The sequence below is a fragment of the Enterobacter hormaechei ATCC 49162 genome, assembly GCF_001875655.1.
Taxonomy (GTDB): Bacteria; Pseudomonadota; Gammaproteobacteria; order Enterobacterales; family Enterobacteriaceae; genus Enterobacter; species Enterobacter hormaechei.
Genome location: NZ_MKEQ01000001.1, coordinates 2,097,960 through 2,114,466, shown reverse-complemented (window position 1 = coordinate 2,114,466; position 16,507 = coordinate 2,097,960). Strand labels below are relative to the sequence as shown.

The 16,507-nt window shown below is 55.1% G+C and carries 14 protein-coding genes; all 14 read left to right on the top strand.

Annotation, left to right across the window (positions count from 1 at the left end):
- The first annotated feature begins 117 nt into the window (after positions 1-117).
- Positions 118-1,062, top strand: coding sequence for a transcriptional regulator LeuO (gene leuO / locus BH712_RS10660; RefSeq protein ID WP_006810122.1), 945 nt, complete (start codon positions 118-120; stop codon positions 1,060-1,062).
- A 376-nt stretch (positions 1,063-1,438) separates the two neighbouring features.
- Positions 1,439-3,163: an acetolactate synthase 3 large subunit gene (ilvI, locus tag BH712_RS10655; RefSeq protein WP_006810121.1), complete on the top strand. Its 1,725-nt coding sequence runs from the start codon at positions 1,439-1,441 to the stop codon at positions 3,161-3,163.
- A 1-nt stretch (position 3,164) separates the two neighbouring features.
- Positions 3,165-3,659, top strand: a complete 495-nt coding sequence (gene ilvN / locus BH712_RS10650; protein WP_001252742.1) for an acetolactate synthase small subunit — start codon at positions 3,165-3,167, stop codon at positions 3,657-3,659.
- A 174-nt stretch (positions 3,660-3,833) separates the two neighbouring features.
- On the top strand, positions 3,834-4,838 hold the full coding sequence (gene cra, locus BH712_RS10645) for a catabolite repressor/activator (protein ID WP_003856369.1): 1,005 nt from the start codon (positions 3,834-3,836) through the stop codon (positions 4,836-4,838).
- Positions 4,839-5,429: 591 nt separating this feature from the next.
- Entirely contained in the window at positions 5,430-5,888 is a 459-nt protein-coding gene (mraZ, locus tag BH712_RS10640; protein ID WP_006810119.1) for a division/cell wall cluster transcriptional repressor MraZ, read from the top strand.
- A 2-nt stretch (positions 5,889-5,890) separates the two neighbouring features.
- Positions 5,891-6,832, top strand: coding sequence for a 16S rRNA (cytosine(1402)-N(4))-methyltransferase RsmH (rsmH, locus tag BH712_RS10635; protein ID WP_003856366.1), 942 nt, complete (start codon positions 5,891-5,893; stop codon positions 6,830-6,832).
- Positions 6,829-7,194, top strand: a complete 366-nt coding sequence (gene ftsL / locus BH712_RS10630; protein ID WP_003856363.1) for a cell division protein FtsL — start codon at positions 6,829-6,831, stop codon at positions 7,192-7,194. Before rsmH ends, ftsL begins: the two co-directional genes overlap by 4 nt.
- A 15-nt stretch (positions 7,195-7,209) precedes the next feature.
- Positions 7,210-8,976, top strand: coding sequence for a peptidoglycan glycosyltransferase FtsI (ftsI, locus tag BH712_RS10625; protein WP_003856361.1), 1,767 nt, complete (start codon positions 7,210-7,212; stop codon positions 8,974-8,976).
- Positions 8,963-10,450 carry a UDP-N-acetylmuramoyl-L-alanyl-D-glutamate--2,6-diaminopimelate ligase gene (gene murE / locus BH712_RS10620; protein ID WP_032673652.1) on the top strand — a complete coding sequence of 496 codons (1,488 nt, stop codon included), beginning with the start codon at positions 8,963-8,965 and terminating at the stop codon, positions 10,448-10,450. Before ftsI ends, murE begins: the two co-directional genes overlap by 14 nt.
- Positions 10,447-11,805: a UDP-N-acetylmuramoyl-tripeptide--D-alanyl-D-alanine ligase gene (gene murF, locus BH712_RS10615; protein ID WP_006810117.1), complete on the top strand. Its 1,359-nt coding sequence runs from the start codon at positions 10,447-10,449 to the stop codon at positions 11,803-11,805. The genes murE and murF overlap by 4 nt, the downstream gene beginning before the upstream one ends.
- Entirely contained in the window at positions 11,799-12,881 is a 1,083-nt protein-coding gene (gene mraY, locus BH712_RS10610; protein ID WP_003856353.1) for a phospho-N-acetylmuramoyl-pentapeptide-transferase, read from the top strand. Before murF ends, mraY begins: the two co-directional genes overlap by 7 nt.
- A 2-nt stretch (positions 12,882-12,883) precedes the next feature.
- On the top strand, positions 12,884-14,200 hold the full coding sequence (murD, locus tag BH712_RS10605; RefSeq protein ID WP_006810116.1) for a UDP-N-acetylmuramoyl-L-alanine--D-glutamate ligase: 1,317 nt from the start codon (positions 12,884-12,886) through the stop codon (positions 14,198-14,200).
- Positions 14,200-15,444, top strand: a complete 1,245-nt coding sequence (ftsW, locus tag BH712_RS10600) for a cell division protein FtsW (RefSeq protein ID WP_006810115.1) — start codon at positions 14,200-14,202, stop codon at positions 15,442-15,444. Before murD ends, ftsW begins: the two co-directional genes overlap by 1 nt.
- Positions 15,441-16,505 carry an undecaprenyldiphospho-muramoylpentapeptide beta-N-acetylglucosaminyltransferase gene (murG, locus tag BH712_RS10595; protein WP_006810114.1) on the top strand — a complete coding sequence of 355 codons (1,065 nt, stop codon included), beginning with the start codon at positions 15,441-15,443 and terminating at the stop codon, positions 16,503-16,505. Before ftsW ends, murG begins: the two co-directional genes overlap by 4 nt.
- Positions 16,506-16,507: the final 2 nt, after the last annotated feature.

Sequence of the window (16,507 nt, the reverse complement as noted above, 5' to 3'; positions counted from 1 at the left end):
ATATTCCGAATTTTAAATAATTTCCTTTCGCTTGTTGTATATGCATGGTAAATCATATTTTTCGAAGTTATTACTGTACTTTGGCAAAGGGAATTTAGCGTGACAGTGGAGTCAGAAATGCCAGAAAATAATATTAATCAACCACAGGCTTATGATGGCGTTAAGCCTCAGTTACGCACAGTGGATCTCAACCTGTTAACTGTATTTGATGCAGTTATGCAGGAGCAGAATATCACGCGAGCAGCACAATCTCTGGGAATGTCTCAACCTGCCGTGAGTAATGCCGTAGCCAGACTTAAGGTGATGTTTAACGACGAGTTATTCGTCCGTTATGGCAGAGGTATTCAGCCCACGGCGCGTGCATTCCAGCTATTCGGTTCAATTCGTCAGGCGCTACAGCTGGTTCAAAATGAGCTTCCCGGCTCGGGTTTTGAACCTTTAAGCAGTGAGCGGGTTTTCCATCTCTGCGTTTGCAGTCCGTTAGATAATTATTTGACGTCTGTTATATATAATAAAGTTGAACAGATCGCCCCTAATATTCATCTTGTTTTTAAATCATCACTGAATCAAAACACTGAGCACCAGCTTCGTTATCAGGAAACGGAGTTCGTTCTGGGCTACGAAGAGTTTCGCCGTCCAGAGTTTGCCTGTGTTCCATTATTCAAAGATGAAATGGTATTAGTCGCCAGCAAAAAACATCCACGCATGAATTCACCGCTGCGTGAAAGCGATGTTTATAGCGAGCAGCACGCCGTTGTTGCTCTCGACAGATATGCCTCCTTCAGTCAGCCGTGGTATGACACAGCCGATAAACAAGCCAGCGTGGCCTATCAGGGCATGGCCATGGTCAGCGTATTAAATGTCGTTTCTCAGACGCAGTTAGTCGCTATTGCACCACGTTGGCTTGCTGAAGAGTTCTCTGAATCGCTGAGCCTGCAAATTTTACCTCTGCCGCTCAAGCTTAATAGCCGTACCTGTTATCTCTCCTGGCATGAAGCCGCGGGTCGGGATAAAGGGCATCAGTGGATGGAAGAGCTGCTGATCAATATTTGTCGTCGATAAGTCAGGGGGAATAAACCGCATGGCGGCATGCGGTTTATTCTGTGATTTTTTATACAAACACTATTTTGTACTGCACGATTTTTTTTTGTGACTCGCGGATGCTTAAAAATAGATGATTTCCTGATTCATCCTCTTTTTAAGAGACGAATTATTAGTCTCTCCACTCATACCAGACGAATTCACCACATTCGTGCCTGACAGCTGTTTTTTCTGCTTTTATTGCCCTTTCCCGCATTCCGTTTGCTAATTGCCTGCCTCATAACGAGCGGTTAAGGTATCAATCACTCTGCACATTATAAGACGGGTTTACCCTGTCAGAAGACGGCGCGGAAATGAATTCCGTAGACCGTCTATAACAAAAGCCTGGAGGCAAAGCATGGAGATGTTGTCTGGCGCGGAAATGGTCGTCCGATCGCTTATCGATCAGGGCGTGAAACAAGTGTTCGGCTATCCCGGAGGGGCGGTTCTCGATATTTATGATGCGCTGCACACGGTAGGCGGAATCGATCACGTTCTGGTTCGTCATGAACAGGCGGCTGTGCATATGGCTGACGGCCTGGCCCGCGCCACCGGCGAAGTGGGGGTTGTGCTGGTCACTTCCGGTCCGGGGGCGACCAATGCCATTACCGGCATTGCGACTGCGTATATGGACTCCATTCCACTGGTCATTCTCTCCGGTCAGGTGGCGACGTCACTGATTGGCTATGATGCGTTTCAGGAGTGCGACATGGTGGGGATCTCACGCCCCGTGGTGAAGCACAGCTTTCTGGTTAAGCAAACGGAAGATATCCCGGGCGTGCTGAAAAAAGCCTTCTGGCTGGCCGCCAGCGGTCGTCCCGGGCCAGTGGTTGTCGATCTGCCAAAAGATATTCTCAATCCGGCAAATAAACTGCCTTACCTGTGGCCTGAGTCGGTGAGCATGCGTTCGTATAATCCGACAACGCAAGGGCATAAAGGCCAGATTAAGCGTGCGCTGCAAACGCTGCTGGCTGCGAAAAAACCCGTAGTCTACGTGGGGGGCGGCGCCGTCAATGCAGCCTGTGAAACGCAACTACGCGAACTGATTGAGAAGCTTAATCTTCCTGTCGCGTCATCGCTGATGGGGCTGGGGGCATTTCCGGCCACTCACCGTCAGGCGCTGGGCATGCTGGGTATGCACGGCACCTATGAAGCCAATATGACGATGCACAATTCAGATGTGATTTTTGCCGTCGGCGTGCGTTTTGACGATCGCACCACCAACAACCTGGCGAAATACTGTCCGAATGCGACGGTGCTGCACATTGATATCGATCCTACCTCTATCTCTAAAACGGTGCCGGCGGATGTGCCGATCGTGGGGGATGCCCGACAGGTGCTGGATCAAATGCTGGATCTGCTGGCGCAGGAGACCGCATCTCAACCGCTGGACGAGATCCGCGACTGGTGGCAGCAAATCGAGCAATGGCGTGGTCGTCAGTGCCTTAAATACGACACGCAAAGTGAGAACATCAAGCCGCAGGCGGTGATCGAGACGATCTGGCGTCTGACGAAGGGCGATGCGTATGTCACGTCTGACGTGGGCCAGCATCAGATGTTCGCAGCCCTGTATTACCCGTTTGATAAACCGCGTCGCTGGATCAACTCAGGCGGGCTGGGCACGATGGGCTTTGGTCTGCCCGCCGCGCTGGGGGTGAAGCTGGCGTTGCCAGACGAAACGGTTATCTGCGTGACGGGTGATGGCAGTATCCAGATGAATATTCAGGAACTTTCTACCGCACTGCAATATGAGCTGCCAGTGCTGGTGCTTAACCTGAATAACGGTTACCTCGGCATGGTGAAACAGTGGCAGGATATGATTTATTCTGGCCGTCACTCCCAGTCTTATATGAAGTCACTTCCGGACTTTGTCCGTCTGGCTGAAGCCTATGGCCATATTGGCATGCGGGTAACCGATCCGTCTGAGCTGGAAGCGAAGCTCGGCGAAGCGCTTGAACACGTTAAAAACAATCGCCTCGTCTTCATGGATGTCATCGTTGACGGTACAGAACACGTTTATCCGATGCATATTCGTGGTGGCGGTATGGATGAAATGTGGTTAAGCAAAACGGAGAGAACCTGATATGCGCCGGATATTATCTGTATTACTGGAAAATGAGTCGGGCGCACTGTCGCGCGTCATTGGGCTTTTTGCGCAGCGCGGCTACAACATTGAAAGCCTGACCGTGGCGCCGACCGATGATCCCACGCTCTCCCGCATGACGATCCAGACTGTCGGCGATGCGAAGGTGCTTGAGCAGATCGAAAAGCAATTGCATAAGCTGGTGGACGTGTTGCGCGTCAGCGAGCTGGGGCAGGGGGCTTACGTCGAACGTGAAGTGATGCTGGTGAAAATTCAGGCCAGCGGTTATGGCCGTGAAGAGGTCAAGCGCAACACGGATATTTTCCGTGGGCAGATCATCGACGTCACGCCTTCTATATATACTGTTCAGCTTGCCGGAACGAGCGATAAGCTGGATGCGTTCCTGGCCTCTGTCAGGGATGTGGCAAAAATTGTTGAAGTTGCGCGCTCTGGCGTGGTTGGCCTCTCGCGCGGCGATAAAATCATGCGTGAGTAGCGCAAAAGGTTCGCCTCTTTCAGCCCGGTAGCCAAAGCCGGGCTTTTTTTTGCGTAATCCGCCGACAACGCGGACAAAAGCGGTTGCCGTGAAAGCTATTCTGCGTTTAGATGTTAAAATATTTAACCATAACCTTGACAGGGCCATGGACTTTTTCTTTTTTGAGGGGCAATTGTGAAACTGGATGAAATCGCCCGGCTCGCCGGCGTGTCGAGAACCACGGCCAGCTATGTGATTAACGGTAAAGCAAAGCAGTACCGTGTCAGCGATAAGACCGTTGAGAAAGTAATGGCAGTCGTTCGTGAGCATAATTACCATCCGAATGCTGTCGCCGCAGGTTTACGTGCCGGGCGCACCCGCTCGATTGGTCTGGTGATCCCGGACCTGGAAAACACCAGCTATACCCGTATCGCCAACTATCTGGAACGTCAGGCGCGTCAGCGTGGCTATCAGCTGCTGATTGCCTGCTCCGAAGATCAGCCCGACAACGAGATGCGCTGCATTGAGCATCTGCTGCAACGTCAGGTTGACGCCATCATTGTGTCGACTTCTTTACCACCAGAGCATCCTTTCTATCAGCGCTGGGCGAACGATCCGTTCCCGATTGTGGCACTCGATCGTGCGCTTGATCGCGAACATTTCACCAGCGTCGTCGGTGCCGATCAGGACGATGCAGAAATGCTGGCTGCCGAGCTGCGTACCTTCCCGGCTGAAACGGTGCTGTATCTCGGCGCGTTACCTGAACTTTCCGTGAGCTTCCTGCGTGAACAAGGGTTCCGTACGGCGTGGAAAGACGATCCGCGTGACGTTCATTATCTGTATGCCAACAGCTATGAGCGGGAAGCGGCTGCTCAGCTGTTTGAGAAATGGCTGGAAACGCACCCCATGCCGCAGGCGTTGTTTACCACCTCGTTTGCCCTGTTGCAGGGGGTGATGGACGTAACATTACGTCGTGACGGTAAGCTGCCATCCGATCTGGCGATTGCGACCTTCGGCGATAACGAACTGCTCGACTTCCTGCAATGTCCGGTGCTGGCCGTGGCTCAGCGTCACCGCGACGTCGCCGAGCGCGTGCTTGAGATTGTTCTGGCAAGTCTGGACGAACCCCGCAAACCGAAACCCGGGCTGACGCGTATCAAACGTAATCTCTACCGGCGCGGAATTTTGAGCCGCCATTAATATTTTCTCAGGGGCGGTAAAACTGCCCCTTTTGCAGCCCATTTATTGCGGCAAATAATTCCCGGATAAAAATTAGGATTTATCTCTAAGATTGATAGCCTGCTATTTTTCTGAATCCTTTTTGGCGTTAAAAAACGCATTTATAAATTTTAACGGGCATTTCTTTGTATTGTTTTGTTACAAACAGGCGCCAGCCGATGAATATTCAGCCATTTTTACTCCCCCCCGCCAGGCCTCAGTACACACGCACGGATCCATATTGCCTTGGGATTAATCTGGTGCTGTTATCCCCCGGCGATATGCCTTAAAATGCTGCCCGCGTCGCAAACTGACACTTTATATTTCCCTGCGATGATATTGAGTGAGTCTTAACGCTCGTGTGCATATTCGGTTTTTTTCTTACAAATATTCATAACGTTAATTTTGCCTCGCCAGTTGTGTAGTTATTAGCCAGGTCACGCTTACTCTGTAAATAGGATGGTTTCGGGTCCATACGGAGAGAGTCCTGGCTTGACAAGCTTTTCCCTCGCTCCGTAAACTCCTTCAGGTGGGAATTTGTGGGTTAAAGTGGTGAGGAGGGGTGAGGCTGGCATGTTCCGTGGAGCAACGTTAGTCAATCTCGACAGCAAAGGGCGTTTATCGGTACCAACCCGATACCGCGACCAGCTGATCGAGAACGCTTCGGGTCAACTGGTTTGCACCATTGACATCAACTCCCCCTGCCTGCTGCTTTACCCTTTGCCTGAATGGGAAATCATTGAGCAAAAGCTGTCGCGACTGTCGAGCATGAACCCGCAGGAACGCCGCGTACAGCGGCTGTTATTGGGACATGCCAGTGAATGTCAGATGGATAGCGCCGGGCGATTATTGATTGCGCCTGTGTTGCGGCAACATGCCGGTCTGACTAAAGAAGTGATGCTGGTCGGGCAGTTCAACAAGTTTGAACTGTGGGACGAAACGACCTGGTATCAACAGGTCAAGGAAGATATCGACGCTGAGCAGTCTGATTCCGCAACATTATCGGAACGGCTGCGGGACTTGTCTCTATAAATATGATGGAAAATTATAAACATACAACGGTGCTGCTGGATGAGGCCGTTAACGGCCTGAATATTCGTCCAGACGGCATCTATATTGATGGCACTTTTGGTCGCGGTGGTCACTCGCGTTTGATCCTCTCTCAGCTTGGAGCGGAAGGACGCCTGCTGGCAATTGACCGCGATCCTCAGGCGATTGCCGTTGCGCAAACCATCGATGATCCTCGCTTTTCCATCGTGCATGGACCTTTCTCTGCGCTTGCGGATTACGTAGCCGAGCGCGGCCTGACGGGCAAGATCGACGGGATTCTTCTCGATCTTGGCGTCTCTTCACCCCAGCTTGATGATGCAGAACGCGGCTTCTCCTTTATGCGTGATGGACCGCTGGATATGCGTATGGACCCTACTCGCGGTCAGTCTGCCGCAGAATGGTTACAAACTGCTGACGAAGCGGATATCGCCTGGGTGATCAAAACCTTTGGCGAAGAACGCTTTGGCAAACGTATTGCCCGCGCCATCGTGGAACGCAACCGCGTTGAGCCAATGACCCGTACCAAAGAGCTGGCAGAAGTCATCGCGGCGGCAACGCCGGTGAAGGACAAGCACAAACATCCTGCGACCCGTACCTTCCAGGCGGTTCGTATCTGGGTAAACAGTGAACTGGAGGAAATAGAGCTGGCGCTAAAAAGCTCGCTCGACGTGCTGGCCCCGGGTGGGCGGTTATCCATCATCAGCTTCCATTCGCTGGAAGATCGCATCGTAAAACGCTTTATGCGTGAACAGAGCCGCGGTCCACAGGTTCCAGCAGGGCTGCCGATGACGGAAGAACAACTCAGAAAGCTGGGAGGCCGTCAGTTGCGAGCATTAGGCAAGTTGATGCCGGGCGAAGAAGAGGTGGCAGAGAATCCACGTGCCCGTAGTTCAGTGCTGCGTATTGCAGAGAGGACGAACGCATGATCAGCAGAGTGACAGAGACCCTAAGCAAAGTTAAGGGATCGTTAGGAAGCAACGAGCGCCATGCCTTGCCTGGCGTGATCGGCGACGATCTTTTGCGGTTTGGGAAGCTGCCACTCTGCTTGTTCATTTGCATCATTGTGACGGCAGTCATGGTGGTTACCACCGCTCACCATACCCGTTTATTAACTGCGCAGCGCGAACAGATGGTACTGGAACGCGATGCGCTGGATATTGAATGGCGAAATCTGATCCTTGAAGAAAACGCGCTTGGCGATCACAGCCGGGTTGAACGGATCGCAACGGAAAAACTGCAATTGCAGCATGTTGATCCTTCGCAGGAAAATATCGTAGTACAAAAATAAGGGAAAACGCGACGCATGAAAGCAGCGGCAAAAACGCTAAAACCAAAACGCCAGGAAGAACAGGCCAACTTTGTCAGTTGGCGTTTTGCGTTGCTTTGCGGCTGCATTTTACTGGCGCTGGGTTTCCTGCTTGGACGCGTGGCATGGCTACAAATCATCGCGCCTGACATGCTGGTGCGTCAGGGTGATATGCGTTCTCTGCGCGTGCAGGAAGTGTCTACCTCTCGTGGGATGATCACTGACCGCTCCGGCCGTCCGCTGGCGGTGAGCGTGCCGGTGAAGGCGATCTGGGCCGATCCTAAAGAGCTACACGACGCAGGCGGGATCACCCTTGATAACCGCTGGAAGGCGCTCTCAGACGCGTTGAAAATGCCGCTGGATCAGCTGGCGTCACGCGTTAACGCCAACCCGAAAGGGCGCTTCATCTATCTTGCCCGTCAGGTGAACCCTGACATGGCTGACTACATTAAGAAACTGAAGCTGCCCGGCATTCATCTGCGGGAAGAATCCCGCCGTTACTATCCTTCCGGCGAAGTCACCGCACACCTGATTGGCTTCACCAACGTGGATAGCCAGGGGATTGAGGGCGTAGAAAAAAGCTTCGACAAATGGCTTACCGGCCAGCCTGGTGAGCGAATCGTGCGTAAAGACCGCTATGGTCGCGTCATTGAAGACATTTCCTCGACAGACAGCCAGGCCGCGCACAACCTGGCCCTGAGTATTGATGAGCGCTTGCAGGCGCTGGTCTATCGTGAGCTGAACAACGCCGTCGCGTTTAACAAGGCGGAATCGGGCAGTGCCGTGCTGGTGGATGTGGCGACAGGTGAAGTGCTGGCGATGGCCAGTAGCCCCTCATATAACCCGAACAATTTTGCCGGTACAGCAAAAGATGCAATGCGTAACCGCTCCATCACTGATGTGTTTGAACCCGGCTCAACCGTAAAACCCATGGTGGTGATGACGGCTCTACAGCGAGGCATCGTCAACGAAAATACCGTTCTGAATACGATCCCTTATCGAATTAACGGTCACGAAATTAAAGACGTGGCACGTTACAGCGAACTGACCCTGACCGGGGTTTTACAGAAGTCGAGTAACGTCGGTGTGTCAAAACTGGCGTTAGCGATGCCGTCCTCAGCGTTAGTAGATACTTACTCACGTTTTGGGCTGGGAAAGGCGACCAATTTGGGGTTGGTCGGAGAACGCAGTGGCTTATATCCTCAAAAACAACGGTGGTCTGACATAGAGAGGGCCACCTTCTCTTTCGGCTACGGGCTAATGGTAACCCCGTTACAGTTAGCGCGAGTCTACGCAACGATTGGCAGCTATGGCATTTATCGTCCGCTGTCGATCACCAAAGTTGATCCACCGGTTCCCGGTGAACGTGTTTTCCCGGAATCTATCGTTCGTACCGTCGTGCATATGATGGAAAGCGTCGCGCTGCCCGGTGGTGGTGGCGTGAAGGCCGCGATTAAGGGCTATCGCATCGCCATTAAAACCGGTACGGCGAAAAAAGTGGGGCCGGACGGCCGCTATATCAACAAATACATTGCCTATACCGCAGGCGTAGCGCCTGCAAGCAATCCGCGTTTTGCGCTGGTGGTCGTTATCAACGATCCGCAGGCGGGTAAATACTACGGCGGCGCCGTCTCCGCGCCTGTGTTCGGGGCTATTATGGGCGGCGTGTTGCGCACCATGAACATTGAACCGGATGCGCTGGCGACGGGCGAAAAAAGTGAATTTGTAATTAATCAAGGCGAGGGAACAGGTGGCAGATCGTAATTTGCGCGACCTTCTTGCTCCGTGGGTGCCTATGCTACCTGCGCGAGCACTGCGAGAGATGGTACTGGACAGCCGCGTAGCGGCTTCTGGCGATCTTTTTGTGGCAGTGGTGGGTCATCAGGCGGACGGGCGTCGTTATATCCCGCAGGCGATTGCGCAAGGTGTTGCTGCCATTATTGCTGAGGCCAAAGATGAGGCAACAGACGGTGAGATCCGTGAAATGCACGGCGTGCCGGTCATCTATCTCAGCCAACTGAATGAGCGTCTCTCCGCGCTGGCAGGACGTTTTTACAACGAACCTTCCGACCAGTTAAAACTGGTTGGCGTGACTGGAACCAACGGAAAAACCACCACCACTCAGCTGATGGCGCAGTGGGCGCAGCTGCTGGGCGAAACCGGCGCCGTCATGGGCACGGTGGGGAACGGTCTTCTGGGCAAAGTAAGCCCGACGGAAAACACCACTGGCTCGGCGGTTGACGTGCAGCGTGTGCTGGCAGGCCTTGCAGAGCAGGGGGCGACCTTCACGGCGATGGAAGTTTCCTCCCATGGGCTGGTACAACACCGCGTGGCAGCGCTGAAATTCGCTGCCTCTGTCTTTACTAACCTGAGCCGCGATCACCTTGATTATCATGGTGATATGGAGCACTACGAAGCGGCGAAATGGCTGCTTTATTCCACTCACCACCACGGGCAGGCCATCATCAACGCCGATGACGAAGTCGGTCGTCGCTGGCTGGAAAAACTGCCGGATGCGGTAGCGGTGTCGATGGAAGATCGCATCAATCCAAACTGTCGTGGCCGCTGGCTGAAGGCCGTTGAGGTGAACTACCACGACAGCGGGGCAACGATCCGCTTTGCTTCCACCTGGGGCGAAGGTGAAATTGAAAGCCGCCTGATGGGGGCTTTTAACGTCAGTAACCTGCTGCTGGCGCTGGCGACGCTGCTGGCGCTGGGTTATCCGATGGCGGATCTGCTGAAAACGGCTGAGCGTCTGCAACCGGTCTGTGGCCGCATGGAAGTGTTCAGCGCTCCGGGCAAGCCGACGGTGGTCGTGGATTACGCCCACACGCCGGATGCGCTGGAAAAAGCGCTGGAAGCGGCGCGCCTGCATTGCGCAGGTAAGCTCTGGTGCGTGTTTGGCTGCGGCGGCGATCGCGATAAGGGCAAACGTCCGCTGATGGGCGCGATCGCTGAGCAGTTCGCGGATATTCCGGTGGTGACCGATGACAACCCGCGTACCGAAGAGCCGCGCGCCATTATCAATGACATTCTGGCGGGCATGCTGGATGCGGGCCGTGCGCGCGTGGTCGAAGGCCGTGCGGAGGCCGTGACTAACGCCATTATGCAGGCGCAGGAGAACGATGTGGTTCTGCTGGCCGGTAAAGGTCATGAAGATTATCAGATTGTCGGCAATCGTCGTCTCGATTACTCCGACCGCGTGACGGCAGCGCGTCTGCTGGGAGTGGTGGCATGATTAGCATTACGTTAAGCCAGGCCGCTGCGGTATTGCAGGGGATGCTGCACGGTCAGGATCTGACCATTGAGGCTGTGACCACCGACACCCGTAAGGTGACGGCGGGCTGCCTGTTTGTGGCGCTGAAGGGCGAACGTTTTGACGCCCACGATTTTGCGCAACAGGCCAAAGAAAACGGCGCGGGCGCGCTGTTGGTCAGTCGTAAGCTCGATATCGATTTGCCGCAGATTGTGGTGAAAGATACGCGCCTGGCGTTTGGCGAGCTGGCGGCATGGGTTCGTCAGCAGGTGCCGACTCGCGTCGTGGCGCTGACGGGCTCCTCGGGTAAAACCTCCGTTAAAGAGATGACGGCGGCGATCCTTAGCCAGTGCGGTAACACGCTTTATACGGCGGGCAATCTTAATAATGACATCGGTGTGCCGATGACGCTGCTGCGCCTGACCCACGAGCATGAATATGCGGTGATTGAGTTAGGGGCCAACCATCAGGGCGAAATCGCCTGGACCGTGAGCCTGACGCGTCCGGAAGCGGCGCTGGTGAATAACCTGGCGGCGGCACATCTTGAAGGTTTTGGTTCGCTGGCCGGTGTGGCAAAAGCGAAAGGTGAAATTTATACCGGCCTGCCGGATGACGGCATCGCCATTATGAATGCCGATAACAACGACTGGCTGAACTGGCAGAGCATCATTGGTTCACGCAAAACCTGGCGCTTCTCACCGAATGCGGCAAACAGTGATTTTTCGGCGACCAACATTCATGTGACGTCACACGGCACCGAGTTCACCCTCACAACCCCAACGGGCGACATCGACGTGCTGCTCCCCCTGCCGGGTCGTCATAACATCGCCAATGCGCTTGCTGCGGCCGCGCTCTCAATGGCGGTGGGTGCCTCACACGCTGCGATCAAAACGGGTCTGGCGAATTTAAAAGCCGTGCCGGGGCGTCTGTTCCCGATCCAGCTGGCTGAAAACAAACTCCTGCTGGATGACTCCTACAACGCCAACGTCGGCTCCATGACGGCGGCCGTGCAGGTCTTGTCTGAGATGCCGGGCTACCGCGTGATGGTTGTTGGCGATATGGCCGAGCTGGGTGATGAAAGCGAAGCCTGCCATGTTCAGGTTGGCGAAGCGGCGAAAGCCGCAGGGCTTGACCGCGTATTGAGCGCAGGCACGCTGAGCAAGGCTATCTCTGATGCCAGTGAAGTTGGCGAACATTTTGCCGATAAATCTGCACTGATCGAACGCCTGAAGGCATTGATTGCAGAAAAACAGATTGTGACTGTTTTAGTTAAAGGTTCACGTAGTGCCGCCATGGAAGAGGTTGTGCACGCATTACAGGAGAACGGGACATGTTAGTTTGGCTGGCCGAACATTTGGTCAAATATTATTCAGGCTTTAACGTCTTTTCCTATCTGACGTTTCGCGCCATCGTCAGCCTGCTGACTGCGCTGTTCATCTCGCTGTGGATGGGCCCGCGCATGATTGCCCGTCTGCAAAAACTCTCTTTCGGCCAGGTTGTGCGTAACGACGGTCCGGAATCGCATTTCAGCAAGCGCGGTACGCCGACCATGGGCGGGATCATGATCCTGACTGCGATTGTGGTTTCCGTTCTGCTGTGGGCTTATCCGTCCAACCCTTACGTGTGGTGCGTGCTGACCGTTCTGGTTGGCTACGGGATCATCGGTTTTGTGGATGACTACCGCAAAGTTGTGCGCAAAGACACCAAAGGGTTGATTGCCCGCTGGAAGTATTTCTGGATGTCAGTAATTGCGCTGGGCGTGGCGTTTGCGCTTTACCTGGCAGGAAAAGACACCCCGGCCACCGAGCTGGTGGTGCCGTTCTTCAAAGACGTGATGCCGCAGCTGGGGCTGTTCTACATCTTGCTGGCCTATTTTGTCATCGTCGGCACCGGTAACGCCGTCAACCTGACCGATGGTCTGGACGGCCTGGCGATCATGCCAACCGTGTTTGTCGCTGGCGGCTTCGCGCTGGTGGCGTGGGCGACCGGTAACATGAACTTTGCTAATTATCTGCACATTCCTTATCTGCGCCACGCGGGTGAACTGGTGATCGTCTGTACGGCGATTGTCGGGGCGGGTCTGGGCTTCCTGTGGTTCAACACCTATCCGGCGCAGGTCTTTATGGGCGACGTCGGTTCACTGGCGCTGGGCGGTGCACTGGGCATTATCGCCGTGCTGCTGCGTCAGGAGTTCCTGCTGGTGATCATGGGCGGTGTGTTTGTGGTTGAGACCCTGTCGGTGATTTTGCAGGTCGGTTCCTTCAAGCTGCGCGGTCAGCGCATCTTCCGTATGGCACCGATTCACCACCACTATGAACTGAAAGGCTGGCCGGAGCCGCGCGTCATTGTGCGTTTCTGGATTATTTCGCTGATGCTGGTGCTGATTGGCCTGGCAACGCTGAAGGTACGTTAATCATGGCAGATTACCAGGGCAAAAAAGTCGTTATCATCGGGTTGGGCCTTACTGGTCTCTCCTGCGTGGACTTTTTCCTTGCGCGCGGCGTGACGCCGCGCGTGATGGACACGCGTGTCTCTCCGCCGGGTCTGGACAAGCTGCCGGAGCAGGTTGAACGCCACCTGGGTGGTCTGAATGATGAGTGGCTGCTGGCCGCCGATCTGATTGTTGCCAGCCCGGGTATGGCGCTGGCGCATCCTTCGCTGAGTGCCGCGGCGGAGGCTGGCGTTGAGATTGTTGGCGATATCGAACTGTTCTGCCGGGAAGCGCAGGCGCCAATCGTTGCCATTACCGGTTCGAACGGTAAAAGCACCGTCACCACGCTGGTGGGGGAAATGGCGAAGGCGGCGGGCAAAAATGTCGGCGTCGGCGGTAATATTGGCCTGCCTGCACTGATGCTGCTGGATAAAGGGTGCGAGCTGTACGTTCTGGAGCTTTCAAGTTTCCAGCTGGAAACCACTTCAAGTCTGCATGCGGCGGCGGCGACGATCCTCAACGTCACCGAAGATCATATGGACAGATATCCGTTCGGCTTGCAGCAGTACCGCGCGGCCAAGCTGCGTGTTTATGAAAATGCCAAAGTTTGCGTCGTGAATGCCGATGATGCACTCACCATGCCGGTGCGCGGCGCAGACGATCGCTGCATCAGCTTCGGTATTAACATGGGTGACTATCACCTTAATCGTCAGCAGGGCGAAACCTGGCTGCGGGTGAAAGGTGAGAAGGTGCTGAACGTGAAAGAGATGATGCTTTCCGGCCAGCATAACTACACCAATGCCCTGGCGGCGCTGGCGCTGGCGGATGCCGTTGGCCTGCCGCGATCTTCAAGCCTGAAGGCGCTGACCACCTTTACCGGCCTGGCGCACCGCTTCCAGCTGGCGCTGGAGCACAACGGCGTACGCTGGATTAACGATTCCAAAGCGACCAACGTGGGGAGCACCGAGGCGGCATTGAACGGTCTGCACGTTGATGGCACGCTGCATCTGCTGCTGGGCGGCGACGGTAAATCGGCTGACTTCTCCTCGTTGAAGCAGTACCTCAACGGCGATAACGTGCGCCTGTATTGCTTTGGTCGCGATGGCAGTGAGCTGGCGGCATTGCGTCCTGAGGTTGCCGAGCAAACCGAGACCATGGAGCAGGCGATGCGGCTTATCGCCCCACGCGTGAAGCCCGGCGATATGGTGCTGCTCTCGCCAGCCTGTGCCAGCCTCGATCAATTCAAGAATTTCGAACAGCGGGGCGATCTCTTTACCCGCCTGGCGAAGGAGTTAGGCTGATGCGTTTATCTCTCCCTCGCCTGAAAATGCCGCGCCTGCCAGGATTTGGTATCCTGGTATGGCTGTTTACGGCGCTGAAAGGCTGGGTGATGGCTTCACGGGATAAAGATTCCGACAGCCTGATCATGTACGACCGCACGCTGTTCTGGCTTACGCTGGGGCTGGCGGCGATCGGCTTTATTATGGTCACCTCGGCGTCAATGCCAGTCGGACAGCGTCTGGCAAACGATCCGTTTCTGTTTGCCAAGCGTGACGGGCTGTACATCATTCTCGCGTTCTGCCTGGCAATGATCACCTTACGCCTGCCGATGTCGTTCTGGCAGCGGCACAGCACCGCCATGCTCATCGCCTCAATCATCATGCTGTTGATCGTACTGGTTGTCGGCAGTTCCGTTAACGGGGCATCGCGCTGGATTGCCTTCGGGCCGCTGCGTATTCAGCCAGCGGAGTTCACCAAGCTGTCACTGTTCTGCTATCTGGCGAACTACCTGGTGCGTAAAGTTGATGAAGTGCGCAACAACCTGCGCGGCTTCTTAAAACCGATGGGCGTGATTCTGGTGCTCGCGATCCTGCTGCTGGCACAGCCCGACCTCGGTACGGTAGTCGTACTGTTTGTCACCACGCTGGCAATGCTGTTCCTGGCAGGGGCGAAGCTCTGGCAGTTCATCGCCATCATTGGAATGGGGATTTCGGCGGTGGTGCTGCTGATCCTCGCTGAACCATACCGTATCCGCCGTGTGACCTCATTCTGGAACCCGTGGGAAGATCCCTTTGGCAGCGGTTATCAGCTGACGCAGTCGCTGATGGCGTTTGGCCGCGGCGAAGTCTGGGGACAAGGCCTGGGCAACTCGGTGCAAAAACTGGAGTATTTACCGGAGGCGCACACCGACTTCATCTTCTCCATTATTGGTGAAGAGCTGGGTTATATCGGTGTGGTATTGGCGCTATTAATGGTATTCTTCGTCGCTTTCCGCGCCATGTCGATTGGCCGAAAAGCGCTAGAGATCGACCACCGCTTCTCCGGTTTCCTGGCCTGCTCAATTGGTATCTGGTTTAGCTTCCAGGCGCTGGTAAACGTAGGGGCGGCGGCGGGTATGCTGCCGACCAAAGGTCTGACGTTGCCGTTGATCAGTTATGGTGGTTCGAGTCTGTTGATCATGTCGACAGCCATCATGTTTTTGTTACGCATAGATTATGAGACGCGTCTGGAGAAAGCCCAGGCGTTTACACGAGGTTCACGATGAATCAACCGAAGCGGTTAATGGTGATGGCAGGCGGTACCGGCGGACACGTGTTCCCGGGACTGGCGGTTGCGCACCATTTAATGGAACAGGGCTGGCAGGTACGCTGGCTGGGAACCGCAGACCGTATGGAAGCCGACCTGGTACCAAAACACGGTATCGAGATCGACTTTATTCGTATTTCTGGCCTTCGTGGCAAAGGGATCAAGGCGCTGCTGCTGGCGCCGGTGCGCATTTTCAATGCCTGGCGTCAGGCGCGCGCCATTATGAAGCGTTTTAAGCCCGACGTCGTTCTCGGCATGGGCGGTTATGTTTCCGGTCCTGGCGGACTGGCGGCGTGGTCACTGGGCATCCCCGTTGTTCTGCATGAGCAGAACGGTATTGCTGGCTTGACCAACAAATGGCTGGCAAAAATCGCCACCAAAGTTATGCAGGCCTTCCCTGGGGCATTCCCGAAAGCGGATGTTGTAGGGAACCCGGTGCGTGTGGACGTGCTGGCGCTGCCGCTGCCAGATGCGCGTCTGGCGGGGCGCGAAGGACCGGTGCGCGTGCTGGTCGTCGGCGGTTCCCAGGGCGCACGTATTTTAAACCAGACGATGCCGCAGGTTGCGGCAAAACTGGGTGATGCCGTGACCCTCTGGCACCAGAGCGGGAAGGGCGCTCAGCAGACCGTTGAGCAGGCCTACGCGCAGGAAGGTCAGCCGCAGCATAAAGTGACTGAATTTATTGATGATATGGCCGCAGCCTATGCCTGGGCCGATGTCGTGGTCTGTCGTTCGGGCGCGCTGACGGTGAGCGAAATCGCCGCCGCCGGTTTGCCGGCGCTGTTCGTGCCGTTCCAGCACAAAGACAGACAGCAGTACTGGAATGCGCTGCCGCTTGAGAAAGCGGGTGCCGCGAAGATTTTTGAGCAGCCACAATTTACCGCCGATGCGGTCGCCACCACCCTGGCGGGCTGGAACCGGGATGTATTACTGGAGATGGCGCATCGCGCACGCGCGACCGCTATCCCGGATGCAACGGAACGGGTGGCAAAAGAAGTGAGCCTGGCAGCCCAGGCATAATT